Source organism: Streptomyces sp. MMG1533 (assembly GCF_001279775.1).
Lineage (GTDB): Bacteria > Actinomycetota > Actinomycetes > Streptomycetales > Streptomycetaceae > Streptomyces.
Window position 1 is genome coordinate 14,556 of record NZ_LGDG01000189.1, and the last position, 15,812, is coordinate 30,367.

General features: G+C 71.5%; 17 protein-coding genes and 1 pseudogene. 10 read left to right on the forward strand and 8 right to left on the reverse strand.

The features are described from left to right. Positions 1 to 143 precede the first annotated feature (143 nt). Together ADK57_RS18875 and ADK57_RS18880 are read left to right on the forward strand one after the other, a co-directional pair. Positions 144 to 1,238: a DUF5925 domain-containing protein gene (locus ADK57_RS18875; protein ID WP_053750644.1), complete on the forward strand. Its 1,095-nt coding sequence runs from the start codon at positions 144 to 146 to the stop codon at positions 1,236 to 1,238. 15 nt (positions 1,239 to 1,253) lie between these two features. Beyond that, positions 1,254 to 2,024, forward strand: a complete 771-nt coding sequence (locus tag ADK57_RS18880) for a DUF72 domain-containing protein (RefSeq protein ID WP_053750645.1) — start codon at positions 1,254 to 1,256, stop codon at positions 2,022 to 2,024. Positions 2,025 to 2,093: 69 nt separating this feature from the next. Here the strand turns inward: ADK57_RS18880 and ADK57_RS18885 are convergent, their stop codons facing one another. Next, entirely contained in the window at positions 2,094 to 2,465 is a 372-nt protein-coding gene (locus ADK57_RS18885) for a GntR family transcriptional regulator (RefSeq protein ID WP_053750723.1), read from the reverse strand. A gap of 71 nt (positions 2,466 to 2,536) precedes the next feature. On the opposite strand from ADK57_RS18885, the gene ADK57_RS18890 reads away from it, so the two are divergent. Continuing rightward, a complete protein-coding gene (locus ADK57_RS18890; protein ID WP_053750646.1) occupies positions 2,537 to 3,466 on the forward strand; it encodes a GNAT family N-acetyltransferase in 930 nt (309 codons plus the stop codon). Beyond that, the gene (locus ADK57_RS18895; protein ID WP_053750647.1) at positions 3,447 to 3,947 is read left to right on the forward strand and encodes a DUF402 domain-containing protein; all 501 of its coding nucleotides are present in this window, start codon (positions 3,447 to 3,449) and stop codon (positions 3,945 to 3,947) included. Before ADK57_RS18890 ends, ADK57_RS18895 begins: the two co-directional genes overlap by 20 nt. 7 nt (positions 3,948 to 3,954) lie before the next feature. Here the strand turns inward: ADK57_RS18895 and ADK57_RS18900 are convergent, their stop codons facing one another. Continuing rightward, positions 3,955 to 4,572, reverse strand: a complete 618-nt coding sequence (locus ADK57_RS18900; protein ID WP_053750648.1) for a class I SAM-dependent methyltransferase — start codon at positions 4,570 to 4,572, stop codon at positions 3,955 to 3,957. Between the two features lie 140 nt (positions 4,573 to 4,712). On the opposite strand from ADK57_RS18900, the gene ADK57_RS52005 reads away from it, so the two are divergent. Further along, positions 4,713 to 4,847, forward strand: coding sequence for a hypothetical protein (locus tag ADK57_RS52005; RefSeq protein ID WP_107091586.1), 135 nt, complete (start codon positions 4,713 to 4,715; stop codon positions 4,845 to 4,847). Positions 4,848 to 4,862: 15 nt separating this feature from the next. Here ADK57_RS52005 and ADK57_RS18905 read toward each other — a convergent pair whose 3' ends face one another. Beyond that, positions 4,863 to 5,312, reverse strand: a complete 450-nt coding sequence (locus tag ADK57_RS18905) for a GNAT family N-acetyltransferase (protein WP_053750724.1) — start codon at positions 5,310 to 5,312, stop codon at positions 4,863 to 4,865. 141 nt (positions 5,313 to 5,453) lie between these two features. Between ADK57_RS18905 and ADK57_RS18910 the strand changes: the two genes are divergently transcribed. After that, a complete protein-coding gene (locus ADK57_RS18910; protein ID WP_053750649.1) occupies positions 5,454 to 6,467 on the forward strand; it encodes a lytic polysaccharide monooxygenase in 1,014 nt (337 codons plus the stop codon). Positions 6,468 to 6,522: 55 nt separating this feature from the next. Here the strand turns inward: ADK57_RS18910 and ADK57_RS18915 are convergent, their stop codons facing one another. Continuing rightward, on the reverse strand, positions 6,523 to 7,383 hold the full coding sequence (locus ADK57_RS18915) for an esterase/lipase family protein (RefSeq protein WP_053750650.1): 861 nt from the start codon (positions 7,381 to 7,383) through the stop codon (positions 6,523 to 6,525). A gap of 183 nt (positions 7,384 to 7,566) precedes the next feature. Then, complete coding sequence (locus ADK57_RS18920) at positions 7,567 to 8,013, reverse strand: MarR family winged helix-turn-helix transcriptional regulator (protein WP_053750651.1); 447 nt, start codon at positions 8,011 to 8,013, stop codon at positions 7,567 to 7,569. Between the two features lie 93 nt (positions 8,014 to 8,106). On the opposite strand from ADK57_RS18920, the gene ADK57_RS18925 reads away from it, so the two are divergent. Beyond that, on the forward strand, positions 8,107 to 8,481 hold the full coding sequence (locus ADK57_RS18925; RefSeq protein WP_053750652.1) for a cupin domain-containing protein: 375 nt from the start codon (positions 8,107 to 8,109) through the stop codon (positions 8,479 to 8,481). 3 nt (positions 8,482 to 8,484) lie between these two features. On the opposite strand, the gene ADK57_RS18930 is transcribed toward ADK57_RS18925, so the two are convergent. Both ADK57_RS18930 and ADK57_RS18935 read right to left on the reverse strand, forming a co-directional pair. Then, entirely contained in the window at positions 8,485 to 9,453 is a 969-nt protein-coding gene (locus ADK57_RS18930; protein ID WP_053750653.1) for a DNA polymerase Y family protein, read from the reverse strand. After that, positions 9,450 to 12,872, reverse strand: a complete 3,423-nt coding sequence (locus ADK57_RS18935) for a DNA polymerase III subunit alpha (protein ID WP_053750654.1) — start codon at positions 12,870 to 12,872, stop codon at positions 9,450 to 9,452. The genes ADK57_RS18930 and ADK57_RS18935 overlap by 4 nt, the downstream gene beginning before the upstream one ends. 352 nt (positions 12,873 to 13,224) lie before the next feature. On the opposite strand from ADK57_RS18935, the gene ADK57_RS18940 reads away from it, so the two are divergent. The 3 genes and pseudogenes from ADK57_RS18940 to ADK57_RS51300 all read left to right on the forward strand — a co-directional run. Next, the gene (locus ADK57_RS18940; RefSeq protein WP_053750655.1) at positions 13,225 to 13,716 is read left to right on the forward strand and encodes a DUF2975 domain-containing protein; all 492 of its coding nucleotides are present in this window, start codon (positions 13,225 to 13,227) and stop codon (positions 13,714 to 13,716) included. After that, a complete protein-coding gene (locus ADK57_RS18945) occupies positions 13,716 to 13,937 on the forward strand; it encodes a helix-turn-helix domain-containing protein (protein ID WP_010981499.1) in 222 nt (73 codons plus the stop codon). The genes ADK57_RS18940 and ADK57_RS18945 overlap by 1 nt, the downstream gene beginning before the upstream one ends. A 62-nt stretch (positions 13,938 to 13,999) precedes the next feature. After that, positions 14,000 to 14,437 (forward strand): annotated as a pseudogene (locus tag ADK57_RS51300) (DUF3533 domain-containing protein); the annotation flags it as partial. Between the two features lie 114 nt (positions 14,438 to 14,551). On the opposite strand, the gene ADK57_RS18950 reads toward ADK57_RS51300, so the two are convergent. Continuing rightward, a complete protein-coding gene (locus tag ADK57_RS18950; RefSeq protein ID WP_053750656.1) occupies positions 14,552 to 15,634 on the reverse strand; it encodes a S1 family peptidase in 1,083 nt (360 codons plus the stop codon). Positions 15,635 to 15,812 lie beyond the last annotated feature (178 nt).

The window sequence follows — 15,812 nt, forward strand, 5'->3', positions numbered from 1 at the left end:
CGCACAGCTGTGCTGCGCCTTCCGTGTGACAACCCCGGGACGCCGGCCGACGGACACCGGAGCGTGCGCACGGGTGTGGGAGTACCCGGGACAGGCTGCGGAAATCCGGTGCATCGGACGCCTTGGTGCCGGATCATGGCCGCATGTCTGCAAACCCACACGACGCTCTGCCGATCCGGCTCAACGTCGACGACAGCGACTCGCCGTCCGACGTCGTCGACGCGCTGTTCCTCGGCCGCTTCGCGACGGGCGAGCAGCCGTACTCGCACGCGGCCAACATCGACCGCGTGCGGTCCGGGGCGACGCTCCTGCCGGCGGGCGCCCGCGTGCTCCGTGTCGCCCGCGACGACGACCGCAGCGCGACCCTCGCCGAGGGCGACGGCTGGACGCTGCTGATCTCCCGCTGGAACCGCGGCGCCGACGTCACGGTCACGGCGACCAGCCCCGAACTGGCCGAGAAGGTCCTCGGCCAGGCCACCGACGGCGCGGCGGACGAGCCCGAACCGCAGCCGGAGAACGTGACCATGGGCTTCTGGTACGTCTCCCCGAGGCGCGGCCCGCACCGCACCACCCGGCAGATCTCCGCGGGCACGTGGGACGAGGTGCGGGACAACTACACCGGCCCGGTGGCGGACGCGATGGACCGCCTGATGAAGACGACCCCGGAGGACATCGCGGGCCGTCTGCTCCTCCTGCACGGCCCGCCGGGCACCGGCAAGACGTCGGCGCTGCGGACGCTGGCGCGTTCCTGGCGGGACTGGTGCCAGGTGGACTGCGTCCTGGACCCGGAGCGGCTGTTCTCCGACGTCGGCTATCTGATGGACATCGCGATCGGCGAGGAGGACGCCACGGGGAAGGGGCGGTGGCGGCTGCTCCTCCTCGAGGACTGCGACGAGCTGATCCGCGGGGAGGCGAAGCACACGGCGGGCCAGGCACTGTCGCGGCTGCTGAACCTGACCGACGGCCTGCTCGGCCAGGGCCGCAACGTCCTGGTCGGCGTCACCACCAACGAGGACCTGGAGCGCCTCCACCCGGCCGTGGTCCGTCCCGGCCGCTGTCTCGCCCGCATCGAGGTGGGTCCGCTGACCCGCCGGGAGGCGGTGGGCTGGCTCGGCACCGAGGAGGGCGTGGGCCGCGAGGGCGCGACGCTGGCGGAGCTGTACGCGCTGCGCCGGGGCACCTCGCCGACGTCACTGCCGGAGCCGCGGACGGACGCGGACGCGGGGCTGTACCTGTAGTGCTTTGATGAAGGTATGACCCTGTTCGTCGGCACGTCGGGGTGGCAGTACAAGGACTGGCGGGGCGTCCTCTACCCCGCCGGGTGTCCCACCCGGCTGTGGCTGGAGGAGTACGCGACGCGCTTCGCGACGGTCGAGATCAACAACGCCTTCTACCGGTTGCCGTCCCGGGAGACCTTCGAGGCCTGGCGGGAGCGCACCCCGCCGGACTTCGTCGTCGCGGTCAAGGCCAGCCGCTACCTGACCCACATCAAGCGGCTGCGGGACCCCGAGGAGCCGGTGCACCGGCTGATGAGCCACGCGGCGGGCCTCGGTGACCGCCTGGGCCCGGTCCTGCTCCAGCTGCCACCGACCCTGCGCGCCGATGCGGGGCTGCTGGACGCCTGCCTGGCCTGCTTCCCGGCCGGCACGCGGATCGCGGTCGAACCGCGCCACGACTCGTGGTGGACGCGCGAGGTGCGCGAGGTGCTGGAGGCCCGGGGGGCCGCCCTGTGCTGGGCCGACGTGCAGTCCCGTCCGGCGACGCCGCTGTGGCGCACCACCGACTGGGGCTACGTCCGCTTCCATGTCGGCCGCGCCCGCGCCTGGCCGCACTACGGCCGGCAGTCCCTGAAGACCTGGGCCGAGCGGATCGCGCGGTCGTGGTCCGACGGCCAGGACGTGTACGCGTACTTCAACAACGACCCGACGGGGGCGGCGGTGGAGGACGCGATGACCTTCGCACGGGCGGCGCGGTCGGAGGGCTTGGACGCCACCCGGGTGCCGGAGCACCTGGAGCGGGCCTGACGTTCCCGATCCGCCTGCGCCGAGCGGCGCTCAGCCGCGACGGCGTACTCCGGCAGTACCGGACCCTGCTCAGCCCTCCCCGTAAGCCGCGCGCAGGGCATCCCGCACCGCGACAAGCGCCGCATTCTCGTCCAACCCGAGCCGCCGGACCCGCTCGACGTACGCCTGTGCAGCCAGCGCGGCTTCCCGCTCCGCCGCCGAGCCCGCGGCAGCGACGTACGTTCCGTTGCGCCCCCGCGTCTCGATCACCCCGTCCGCCTCCAGCGCCCGGTACGCCTTGGCGACCGTGTTCGCGGCGAGCCCGAGCGACTCGGCCAGCCCGCGCACGGTGGGCAGCCGGTACCCGACCGGCAGCACTCCCGACCGCGCCTGCTCGGAGATCTGCGCCCGCACCTGCTCGTACGGAGGGGCGCTCTCATCGATGTGGATCTTCAAGGTCACGGGGTGATTGTCCCGCACCCGCCCGAAAATGAGAGGCACCGCGGTGCATCTCCCCCGTAGCGTGCGCCTACATGACTGTGATCGTGCGCGACCTCGCCCCCGAGGTCCGGGCAGACTTCGAGGGCTTCGCCCGCGTCCGCCACCTCGCGCTTCCCTTCTTCCTCGTCACCCCGGACTCCCTCGCCCACGACCTCGCGCACACCCGCCCCGAGGCCCACTACCGGCCCCTGGTCGCGGAGATGGACGGCGAGGTGATCGGCACGGCCCAGGTCGGGCTCGTCCACGACAGCCCGGAGCCCGGCCTGGGCTACGTCAACGTGTACGTGCACCCCGGGCGGACGCGCCGCGGTGCCGGCTCGCTGCTGGTCCGCGCCGCCGAGCAGCACCTGGCCGACCGGGGTGCGACCAAGCTCTTCGCCTGGGTCCTGGACGAGCCGGGCAACCGCGCCTTCGCCGAGCGGCACGGCTACCGCGAAAGCCGCTCCGCGCACTTCCTCCGCCTGGACCTGGCGGGCGGCGGCCTGCCGCCGCTCCGGCCGCTTCCGCCGGGCGTCGAGCTGCGCACCGGAGCCGACTTCGCGGCCGACCCGCGCCCGCTGTTCGAGCTGGACTCGGAGACGATGTCGGACGAACCGAGCGACATCGCCTACGAGTTCACCGACTACGGGGCCTGGCTGACGGAGACCTGGCAGCACCCTCTCTTCAGCCCCGAGCTGACCTCGGTCGCCGTGGCCGACGGCCGTCCCGCCGCCTTCAGCATGGCCCGCACGGACGGCGGCACCCGCTACGGCACCGTCATGACCGGCACCGCCCGCGCCTTCCGCGGCCGGGGCCTGGCCAAACTCGCCAAGAACGACTCCCTGCACCGCGCCCGCGCCGCCGGGCTCACGGAGGCGTTCACCGGCAACGACACCGGCAACGGCCCGATGATCGCGATCAACAAGTGGTTCGGGTACGAGATCTGCGCGACGGAGGTGCGGTATGTCCGCGAATTCAGCTGAGTCCTCGGTCCTCCTGGAGGTCGTCCTGGTCAAGGCGGGCCGTACGAAGATCCGTTACGAGGCCGAACTCCTCGGCGACGACGGCACGCGGCTCGCCGTCCGCGCCCCCTGGGCCGGCGAGGGCGTCCGCGACTTCGGCTTCGTCCGCTTCGAGCCCGGCGACGTCTTCACCGAGTACTACTGGCGGGACCGCTGGTACGCGGTGAAGGAGGTCCGCGACTCCACGGGCGCGCTGAAGGGCTGGTACTGCGACGTCACCCGACCGGCCACGCGGTCCGGCGCCGAACTCGTCGTGGAAGATCTCGACCTGGACCTGTGGCTGTCGGCCGACGGCACGGACGTCCTGCGCCTGGACGAGGACGAGTTCGCCGAGAGCGGTCTCGCGGAGCGGGATCCGGGGGCGGCGGCCGCCGCGGTGGCCGCCCTCGACGAGCTGGAGGCGCTGGCGCGCGCGGGCGGTTTCGACGCGCTCCTCGCGTGACCCGCCCTCAGCCGACCACCGCCACCACCGCGTACCGCTCGTCCTCCACCTCCTTCCCCCACAGCAGCGCGTCGCCCGACAGCCGGTCCACGCGCACCTGCCCGGCGAGCGGGGCGAGGAGGGCGGTGAGCCGGTCGGCGGGTATGCCCACCGGGCTGACCGTCCCCCACACGCCCTCGACCAGCACCAGCCGGCCGCCGGGACGCAGCAGCTCCCGCCAGTGCCGCAGGGCGCGGCCGGGGTCGGGCAGCGCCCACAGCACGTGCCGTACGAGCACGGCGTCGAAGCGCTCCTCCCCCACGGGCGGTTCCGTCGCGTCACCGACGAGGAACACGGCGTCACGGCCGGCCAGCTTGGCGCGCGCGAGGTCGACCATGGCCGGGGAGCTGTCCACGCCGGTGACACGGTGTCCCTGCTCGGCCGCGAGGAGCGACAGGCTGCCGGTGCCGCAGCCGAGGTCGAGGACGTCACAGGCGCGCCCAGGCAGCCAGTCGCGCAGCCGTCCGGCCCAGGCGTGGCGCACCTTCGGGTCGCGCAGGCCGTGGTCGGGCTCGTCGTCGAAGGCGGCGGCCTGCGCGTCCCAGTCGACACCCGCCGAAGTCGTGCCGTCACTCTCGTTCGTCATGCGCCCAAGAGTGACACCCGCCACTGACAGTCGAATCGTGACAACGGCCACTGACAGAACGGCAACCGATGAGGAACTCTCCCTGAACGGGTCTACCTCCGTGAGAACGCGGAACCCGGTAGACCTTGGAGGAGGCAGCCATGCGCCGTGTGACCGTGCAGAAGCCCCTGAGGAAGACGGACTCCCGCCAGGTCCGCGAGGAGGCCGACGAGCGCCCCGCGGGACGCCCGGAGGTCCGAAAGGACATCGCACGCACCTGGTGGCCGGACGGGTGAGGAGCCCAAGCTCCCTCAGTCCAGCCGCTTGCGGTAGTGAATGCGGTCGTACGGCCCGTCGACGCGCCGCTCCACGACCTCGTACCCGTACTTCGGGTAGATCTCCTGGTTCTCCCACATCATGGCGTTCGTGTAGAGCCTGACCTCGGGGAGACGCAGCGCACGCGCGTGTGCCTCCACGAAACGCAGCAGCCGTCCCCCCACGCCCCTGCCGTGCGCGTCGGGGTGGACGGCGATGTTGTCGAGGTACAGGTGGTCCTCGCATTCCTCGACCACCACCAGACCGAGCACGGGCTCCCCCGCCACGAACACCTTCCCCTCGGCCACGTTCGCCGCGTGGTCCGCCTCCATGGGCTGCGGCACCACCCCGATGCGCTCGATGTAGTGGTGGTACGCGGCGTCGGTGACGGCTTTCACGGCGGGTACGTCGGCTGTCGTCGCGGGCCGGATCTCCTCGTTCGTCATGACGCGCACGCTATCTACCTGATCTCAGTCTCAGCACTCCCTTAAGGCGGCCATAAAGATCGCCACCAGCCGCCTCCAGCAGGCGTTCTCACGGTTTCTTTGATCCGGCACGCATCAGTTCCGGTTCCGAGGAGATCCCCCATGCCCGCACGCCGCAAGGCCGCCACCGTCGCCGCCCTCGGTCTGTCTCCGCTGGCCCTGACCGTGCTGTCCGCCGCCCCCGCGTCCGCGCACGGATCCATGGGCGACCCGGTCAGCAGGATCTCGCAGTGTTACGCGGAGGGCCCCGAGAGCCCGGCGTCGGACGCGTGCAGGGCGGCGGTCGCGGCCGGGGGCACGCAGGCGCTGTACGACTGGAACGGCATCCGCATCGGCAACGCGGACGGACAGCACCGGACGCTGATCCCGGACGGCAAGCTGTGCAGCGCGAACAACGACGAGTTCAAGGGGCTCGACCTGGCCCGCGCCGACTGGCCGGCGACGAGCGTGAGCAGTGGGTCGTACACCTTCAAGTACCGCGTGACCGCCCCGCACAAGGGGACCTTCAAGGTGTACATCACCAAGGCCGGTTACGACCCGACGCAGCCGCTCGCCTGGGACGACCTGGACCTGGCCGACCCGGTGGCGACGGTCACCGACCCGGCCGCGTCCGGCAGCTTCTACACCTTCTCCGGCACCCTCCCCGAGCGCTCCGGCAAGCAGCTGCTGTACGCGATCTGGCAGCGCTCGGACAGCCCGGAGGCGTTCTACTCCTGCTCGGACGTGGCATTCGGCGGCGGGAGCGGCAACAGCGACAGCGGTGGCAGCGACAGCGGTACGACGAGCAGCGCGTCGCCCGTCCCGACCGCCTCCGCCCCCTCCGAGGAGCAGATCGAGGACGGCGGCGACCAGTCGACGGTCGAACACCACGGCCACGGTGACCAGGACGCCGGCACGTCGGCGGCGCCGGAAGCGCAGCCGGTCACGCAGACCGAGAGCTCCGTGCCCGACGAGGCGAAGGCGGCCGGCACCACCGAGAACCTCGCCGAGACCGGCGGCGACAGCAGCACCCCGTACGTCGCCGTGGGCGGCGCGGCGACGCTGGCGCTCGGCTCTGCGGTCCTGTTCGCCGCGGTCCGCCGGCGTGCGGCGAGCGGTGGCCGGACCGGTCGCTGATCCAAGGGTTCCGGGGCCTGACCGGCGGCTCAGGCCGGACAGGCCCCGGCAGCACTCAGCCGACCGCCGACGCGCAGGTGGTCGGGGTGGCGTGCGCCGGGTCAAGGGCGTTGGCCACCTCGTGGAAGGCGATCCGGTCGACCAGACCGATCAGCGCGTGCTCGGACAGGTCGACCGGGCACAGGTCCTGGAGCAGGACGTTGCGCACGCCCGGCCCGCTGAGGAACTGGCTCTGGTACGGCGTGACCACCTCGTCGTATTTGGTGGCGAGGACCGTGTACCGGACGCCGGGCACGGTGTCGCCCCCCTCGTTGAGCTTGGTGAGGAAGGCGGAGCCGGCGGCCTGGTCGGCGAGGGCGGGGGTGTTGGCGGTGAGCAGGTCCCCGATGCCGGGGAAGTACGGCAGGAGGTTGGTGAAGCCGGAGAGCGTGGTGCCGTGGTTGCTGGGCGCGATGCCGACGAGGGCGTTCACCTTGGCGGCTCCGCCGAGGAACTTCAGGTAGTAGCGGGGCATCATGCCGCCCTGCGAGTGGCCGACGAGGTCGGTCTCGGCGGCGCCGGTCGCGGCGAGCACCTTGTCGACGTAGGCCTTCAGCTGCTCCGCCGACTTGTCGACCGGGCCGAGGGCGTGGATGAGCGGGAGGCCCGGCAGCTGGCCGTAGTCGAGCGAGAAGACGCAGTAACCGCGGTCCTTCAGATACGGCGCGAGGCCAAGCCAGTTGTCGACGGAGTTGGCGAAGGTTCCGTGTACGAGGACGACGGGGCGGGGATGGGCGGCGGACGGCTTGCAGGAGTAGTCGTTCCAACCGCTGCCGGAGGCATCGGCCGCCTGCGCGGTGGTGGCGGGGACGACGGCGACCGCGGCGGCCAGCAGCAGCGCGGCCAGGGGTCTGAGCACTCGATTCCAGGGCAGCATCGTGTGATCTCCTTGCGGCTCAAGGGAGTTGCGACGGCTCTACGCCCTGTGATCCGGATCACGAGGATGCTGTTCACTCGTCAAGTTACGGACGAGTAGTGCACTTGTGAAGTTACGCGTCAGTAAAAACTTCCAGTGGTAACCATCGACCACTGCAGTCGCTGATAATGCACGGACGAACCATCACCACACTGGCTTGATGGGACCATAGGGTGCAATGCGCCCCAATTGGCCGCCCAGCGCGCGCACTTCCCTCTCACCGAGCAGCGCCACCCACGCCCCCACGGCCTCCGCGGCCGCCTCCTCCGCCGCACGGGTGCAGGCCCACCCCCGCCCGGTCAGCACGATCAGCCGGGCCCTGGCGTCGCCGGGATGCGGCCGACGCTCGGCGTAGCCCTTGCGCACGATCTCGTCGACCAGCTGGCTCGCGGCCTGCTTGGTCACCCCGAGGTGGGCCGCGAGATCGGTGACCGTCGCCCCGCCCGGGGCGAGCCGGGCGAACGCGAAACCGTGCGCGGGCCTGATCCCCTCGAAGCCGCGGGCGAGGACGCCCTCATTGATGCGCTGAGTGAGTTCACCGGCGACGGCGAGCAGCGCGGCGGACAGGGCCATGGCTTCGGAGTTCTCCACGGAGGCATTGAAACACCCTTGACGAATTGGTCAAGCTGCTTGACCATGAGGAAGGTAGTCAAGTCGCTTGACCATCCGGAATTGGAGAGTCCATTGCCCGTCATCCGTCCGTCCGATGCCGTCACCCACGAGATCCACGGCGCCCGTTTCGTCTCGCACGCCACGCCCCTCACCGGCAGCAAGGAGCTGTGCGCCTGGCGGGGCGAGATCCCGGCGGGGACCAAGGCGCCCGCACACACCGTCAACCGGGAGGAGATCTTCCATGTACTCGGCGGCGAACTGCTGATGACCCTCGACGGCCACACCCACCACGTCACCGCGGGCGACACGGTGATCATCAACCCCGGGTCGACGCTCGCCGTCGAGAACCCGACGACCGAGGTCGCCACCTCCTGGGTCACCACCTCCATCGGCCTGGAGGCGGAGCTGGCCGACGGCACCCGGATCACACCCCCGTGGGCCAACTGACCCTTATGCCGCCAGCGACCCCGGCATCACCGCCCGCGGCCCGAACTTCGCTCGCACGCGGTCCGCGACCTCCTCGATCCGGCGGAGCTTCTCGTCCACGGGGTCGAAGGCAAGCTGGTAGGAGGCCTGTTCGGCGGGGCCGAGGGCCTCGGCGCGCAGGGTGACCGAGCGGACCCGGGCGCGCTGGAGACCGAGGGCCTCGTACATGCCGTAGGCCGCCTTCGTCAGCGCGGCGGAGTGCGCGGTCGGTTCCTTGAGGGTGCGGGTGCGGGTCGTCGAGGAGCGGTCGGCGTAGCGTACGACGAGGGTCAGGGTGCCGCAGACCTTGTCGAGGGCGCGCAGTCGGGCGCCCAGTTCCTCGGCGGCCGAGAGCAGTGCGCGGCGATGCCGGTCGGCGTCCAACTCGTCGCGGTCGAAGGGGCGTTCGGCGGCCAGCGAACGGGAGACGGCGTTCGGTACGACCCGGCCGCGGTCGATGCCGTTCGCCTTCTCGCGCAGTTCGCGGCCGGCCTTCGCACCGACCAGGCGCTGGAGCGTGGACAGGGGCGCGGCGGCGACCAGGCCGAGGGTGTCGAGGCCGTACTCGCCCAGGGTGCGGGCGGTCGCGGCGCCGACGCCGGGGAGCGCGGCGACGGGCTTGCCGGCGAGGAACTCCATGGCGGCGTCCTCGGACACCGCGCAGGTCACCCCCGGCCCGGCGTCGCGCAGTGCGATGCGGGCCAGCATCGGGCCCGGCCCGGCGCCGATCACGCAGTCGACGCCGTACAGGGCGAGCGCCCGGACCCGGATCACCGACGCCAGCTCCACCGCACTGCGCCCGAAGTACCGTTCGGCGCCCCGCAGATCGGCCAGCGCCCCGTCCGGCGGCAGCGCCTCGACGACGGGCGTGAACTCCTCGAGCAACCCGAGCAGCCCCGGCAGAGCCGCCTCACACATCGGCGGCAGCTGGAAACGTACGCAGAGGATGGTCATCCCGCACTCCCCGGACTCTGATGCCACAACTTCCGTACCTTCGCGGGCTCTTCGCCCGCCGGGCGCAGATCGGCCCACGGATGCAGTTCGTATCCGGTGGGCATCTGGATTCGCCTGCCCTCCGTCGAATCCCCGCCCCCTTCCGGCATGGGCTCCGCCAGCCGTGCCGCCACCACGTCGAGCCCGCCCTCGGCGCGCAGTTCGACCAGTTCGGCGAGGTTCCAGGCGGCGGCGCCCACCACGCTGAGGCTGCGCGGACCGCGCCGCTGCACCACCCCACGCACCAGCAGCAGCCAGGAGTGGAAGACGGTGTGGGCGCAGGCGTCGTGGGAGTCGTCGAAGAAGGCGAGGTCGACCAGGCCGGTGCCGTCGTCCAGGGTGGAGAAGATGACCCGCTTGCCGGACCGGATCGGCGGCGTCTGGGTGGCCGCCTTGGCGCCCGCGACCAGCACCGTCTCCCCGTGCCGCGCCTCCCGCAGCCGCCGCGCCGACACCACGCCCAGCTCGTCGAGGAACGCCCGGTGGTCGTCCATCAGATTGCGCGAGGCGTCCATGGACAGCACACCCAGCTCGGCACTCAGCTTCTCCGCCGAGGAGAGATCGGGCAGCCCGGCCGGTGCGGTCTTCCGCCCTCCGGACAGCGGGAGTTGGTCCCCACGACCGCCGCGCGCACCTCGGTGCAGCTCGGTCAAGTGCAGTTGCAGATCACGGCGGTTGGCGCCGAAGGCATCCAACGCGCCGACCTGCGCGAGCCGCCCGGCGAGCGGTCGACTCGGACGGGCCCGGTCCCAGAAGTCGAGCAGCGAGGCGTACGGCTGCCCGTCCGCCACCCGCGCCGCCTCGGCCTCGCTGATGCCGTGCACGTCGGAGAGGGCCAACCGCAGCCCCCACACCTTGGATTCAGACACCAGTTCGATACAGTGGGCGACCGCCGACTTGTTCACGTCCAACGGCAGGATCGGCACCCCGCGCCGCCGCGCGTCCGCCAGCAGCAGCCGCTTGGGGTACATCCCGGGGTCGTGCGTGAGCAACCCGGCATAGAAGGCGGCCGGGTGGTGCGCCTTCAGCCACGCCGACTGGTACGTCGGCACGGCGAAGGCGACCGCGTGCGCCTTGCAGAAGCCGTACGACCCGAAGGCCTCGACGATCTCCCAGGTACGCTGAATCGTTTCTGCGTCGTAGCCCTTGGCCGCCGCGTGCTGCGCGAACCAGATCCTGATCCGCCCCTGCGACTCCGGGTCGGACAGCCCGCGCCGCACCCGGTCCGCCTCGCCGCGCCCGCACCCGGTCATGATGGCGACGATGTCGATGATCTGCTCGTGGAAGACGACGACTCCGTACGTCTCCTTCAACGGCCCTTCCAGATCCCGGTGCGGGTAACGGACCGGCGCCCGCCCGTGCCGCGCCTCGATGAACGGCCGCACCATGTCGGCGGCGACCGGACCGGGCCGGAAGAGCGAGATGTCGACGACGAGGTCGTGGAAGGTGGCCGGCTGCAGCCGCCCCACCAGGTCCCGCTGCCCCGGCGACTCGATCTGGAAGCAGCCCAACGTCTCGGCGGAACGGATGAGTCGGTACGTCGCCGGGTCGCCGCCCCGCACGGCGTCCAGGTCGATCCGGTCCCCCGTCGCCCGCTCCACCTCCGCGACCGCGTGCGCCATCGCCGACTGCATCCGCACCCCGAGCACGTCCAGCTTGAGCAGCCCGAGGTCCTCGACGTCGTCCTTGTCGAACTGGGACATGGGGAACCCCTCGCCGCTGGTCGGCATCACCGGCGTACGGGAGAGCAGGGAGGCGTCGGAGAGGAGCACTCCGCAGGGGTGCATGGCGACTCCGCGCGGGAGGGCGTCGAGGGACTCGACCAGTTCCCAGAGCTTCCCGTACCGCTCCCCTTCCCGCTGAAGCTCCCCCGCCAGTTGTCTGAGCTCGGGCAGTTCCTCCAGTGCCGCGCGGGCGTCGCGGGCGCGGATGTGCGGAAAGGACTTGGCGATGCGGTCGATGTCGGCCGGGTCCATGGACAGGGCCGCGCCGACGTCCCGGATCGCATGCCGCACCCGGTAGGTCTCCGGCATCGCGACCGCCGCGACCCGCTCGGCACCGAACCGGCCGATGATCGCGCGGTAGACCTCCAGGCGGCGCGCGGACTCCACGTCGATGTCGATGTCCGGCAGGACGATCCGTTCCTTGGACAGGAACCTCTCCATCAGCAGCCCGTGCGCGACCGGGTCGGCGTGCGCGATGCCGAGGAGGTGGTTGACGAGGGAACCCGCGCCGGAGCCGCGGGCGGCGACCCGGATGCCCATCTCCCGTACGTCGTCCACCACTTGAGCGACCGTCAGGAAGTAGGAGGCGAAGCCGTGGTGGGCGATGATGTCCAGTTCCCGGTGCATCCGCTCCCAGTACGCGCGCTTCCCGGAGTAGCCCTTCAGCATCATCCCCGCCGCCGCCCGCGAGGCCAGTGCCCGCTGCGCGGTGCGGCGGCCCGCGCCGACCAGGTGCGGCTCGGGGAAGTGGACGGTGCCGATGCCGAGGTCGTCCTCGGGGTCGACCAGGCACTCGGCGGCCGTCACCCGGGTCTGTTCCAGCAGGCGGTGGGCGGTGTCGCGACGGTAGCCGGCGGCCTCGACGACCCGTTCCGCCACCCCGAGCATGGCGGGCGCGTCCTTGAGCCAGGCCTCGCCGGAGTCCAGTTCCTTCGTCACGTCCACGGGGACCAGGCGGCGGGCGGCGTCCAGGACGTCGGCGACCGGGCCGAGGCCGGGGTCGGCGTACCGGACGGCGTTGCTGAGCACGGGCCGGATCCGCTGCTCGGCGGCGAAGCCGACGGTACGGGCGGCAAGCCGCAGGGAGCCGGGCCCTGTGCCCTTGCGGCCGTGCCAGACGGCTTCGAGACGCAGGGCGTCGCCGTAGATCTCCCGCCAGGGGGCGAGCAGCTTGGCGGCGCGGTCGGGGCGACCCGCGGCGAGGGCGCGGCCGACGTCGGAGGCGGGGCCGAGCAGGACGGTCAGGCCGTCCGCCTTGTTGTCGGCCCAGGGCAGCAGGGGCGTGCCCTCCCCCACATGCGACGCCGTGACGAGCCGGCACAGGTCGGCCCAGCCGCGGGCGCCGTCCCGGGCGAGGAAGGTGACGCGGGGTGTCGACTCGTCGATGAAGGCACCTCCGCGTACGGGGGTGCGGCGGCGCTCCCGCCCTGCACCCCCAGGCACCTCCACCGCGAGGTCCACGCCGAACAGCGGGCGGACCCCTTCCTTCGCGCAGGCCTTGGCGAAGCGGACCGTGCCGGCGACGGTGTCGCGGTCGGTGAGGGCGAGGGCGTCCATGTCCCGCCCGGAGGCGCGCTCGGCCAGGCGCTCCGGGTGTGAGGCTCCGTACCGCAGGGAGAACCCAGAGACGGTGTGCAGATGCGTGAAACCCGGCACACGCACCTCCCGCACTCGTGAGCCCGAACCGGCTCTCGAACATCTGTTCCCAGCTACCTCACCCCCACCATAGACCAATTTTCGAATGCGTGTGCGACATCCGTTCGAGCCCGTCCCACCTGCACAAACACCCCACATGTGACCGTTCGCGACAGGTGGCGGATGCTCACGCTCGTCGGCGAAGACCCCGAGTCGACTTCGACAAGATCAAGACGGTTCGCGCGACAGCCGCGCCATGAGAGACGGCGGCGTCCCGCCACCGCGCGAACGTGCCGCCGCCCTCCGTCCCGGCCCTTGTTTCACCTATCGAATTTCGATAGATTCCCATCGCAACTCGATGGAAGGATGAGCCGTGGGAAAGCTGACAGTGCGTGCACTGCGCGCCGTGCTCGCGGTGGTACTTGCCGGCACCGTGTTCGTACAGGCATTGATGGTGTGGGTGTTGGTCAGCGGGAGCGACCCGGAGGACGGGTCGCTCCCGCTGACCCCGCTGCGCGTGATCACGATCCTGGGCATGGTGTCGGTCCAGGTCGCCCTGGTCTGCGTATGGCGGCTGGTGACGATGGTGCGACGCGGAACCGTGTTCTCCCACGCCGCCTTCCGGTACGTGGACGGCGTGATCGGCGCGATCGTGGCGGCTGCCCTCGTGTGGTTCACGGTCACGGCCATCAATGCGCCGGGCCAGCGGGACGACCCGGGCGTCACCGTCATCATGGGCGGGGTCGGCGTGGCCATCCTGGGGGTCGCGCTCATCGTGCTCGTGCTGCGGATGCTGCTCGCCCAGGCCGTCGCGCGCGATGTCGAAGCGACGCAGATGCAGGCCGAGTTGGACGAGGTGATCTGATGCCGATCGCCGTCGACATCGACGTGATGCTGGCCAGGCGGAAGATGTCCGTGGGCGAGCTCGCGGACCGCGTAGGGATCACGCCCGCCAACCTGGCGGTACTCAAGAACGGCCGCGCCAAGGCGGTGCGCTTCGCGACGCTCGCCGCCCTCTGCGAGGTTCTCAAGTGCCAGCCGGGCGACCTGCTGCGCTGGGAGGCCGAGGACGCCGCAGGCGGATGACGCGCCCTTCCAACGGGCCGGGCGCCGGTGCTGATCGCCAGGATCGACGCGCACAGATGGCCGCCAACCCGCGCCGCGCGGTGATCCGGCCGGCCGCGATGGCGCCGGCGTCGGTCGTCGGCGGCCTCGGCGGCGCGGTCATCGCCGGTCCGGTCCTGGGCGCCCTGCCCGGCAGCGTGGTGGCCCTGTGGGGACTCGGCGCCCTGGTCACCTTCGCGGTCGGCGCCGCGACGCTCGCCCTCCAGGGCGTCTTCGGGATCGTCGGTATCGGCCTCGCGATCCTGCTCGCGGTGATCGCGGGCAACCCGAGCGCGGGCGGCGCCTTCCCGCTGCCGATGCTGCCGCCGTTCTGGAACGCCGTCGGCCCGGCGCTGCCGCCGGGCGCCGGCACCTGGAGGGCACGCTCGATCGCCTGCTTCGAGGGCAACGACACGACCGTCTCATTGCTGGCCCTGTCGGCGTGGACGCTCGCGGGGATCGTGATCACGCTGCCGGCGGCTGCGACGGAAGAGGCAGCCGGCGTAGGCCGCGCAGGCCGCGTAGGCCGACTCGTACGACGCGGAAGTCCCGCCCCTCGCGCGCGGGGCGGGACTTCGCGGACGTGTGCCGGCAGGTCAGCCGATCTCGGTGCCGGTCGCGGACAGCGCCTCCGTCACCGGCTGGAAGAAGGTCTCGCCGCCCGAGGTGCAGTCGCCGCTGCCGCCGGAGGTGAGACCGATCGCGCTGCTGCCCGAGAAGAGCGAGCCGCCGCTGTCGCCGGGTTCGGCGCAGACGTCGGTCTGGATCAGGCCGTTGACGATGTCGCCGTTGCCGTAGTTCACCGTGGCGTCCAGACCCGTGACGGTGCCGTCGTGCACCTGGGTGGTCGAGCCGCTGCGGGTGACCTTCATGCCCACGGTGGCCTCGGCCGCGCCGGTGATCTGCTGGGCGGAGCCGTCGTACAGGTCCACCTCGCTCGGGTGGTCCACGTCGGCGGTGTACTTGACCAGGCCGTAGTCGTTGTCCGGGAAGCTGGAGTCCTCGTTGGTGCCGATCTCGGTGCCGCTGGAGTCCGACCAGGTGGAGATGGACTCGGTGCAGTGCCCGGCGGTGAGGAAGAACGGCTCGCCACCCTTGACCACGTTGAAGCCGAGCGAGCAGCGCCCGCCGCCTCCGGTGATGGCGTCGCCGCCCGCGATGAAGGGCTTGAACTCACCCTTCGTGCGCTGGAGTTCGGCCGTGGTGCCGAGTCCCTTGACGACCTTGGTCAGCTTGGCCAGCTCGGCCTCGGAGACCGTGCGGTCGGCGGTGACCACGACCTTGTTGGTCGTCGGGTCGGTCGCCCAGGAGGTGCCGGGGATGGTGGCGTCCTGAGTGAGGGTGCTGCGGGCGCTCTTCAGCTCGGCGAGGGAGTTCTCGACGATTCTGGCCTGGGCGCCGGCCTGTTCGACGGTCTTGGCCGCGGCCTCGTCGAGCACGTTGACCACGAGGCTCTTGGTCTTCGCGTCGTAGAACGTGCCTGCGGCGTCGGTGCCGAGGTCCTGACCGAGCGTCGAGGCGAGCTTTCCGGCCGCCAGGACCGAAAGGACCTGGGGCTCAGGGGTGTTCGCAGGCTCGCTGGCGTTCGCAGTCTGGAAGGTGACTCCCGCGGCGACCAGTGCGGCGATGCCCGCACCTGTCACGGCGGCCCGCCGCCTGGGTATGCGTCGGTGCTTCAACTCGCGTCCTCCTGTGGGGGGTCGGCCCGGAGGTTGTGGGGATCTCGCGGACCGGAAGGCTGGTTGACGAGCGCCCACTCTTCCGAACCCCACAGGGGGCGCACAAGGTCGACTTCCGGACGCGCGTAGAACGCGATTGCACGCCCCTTTCGGTTTTGACTGTCCACGGTCACCCCAG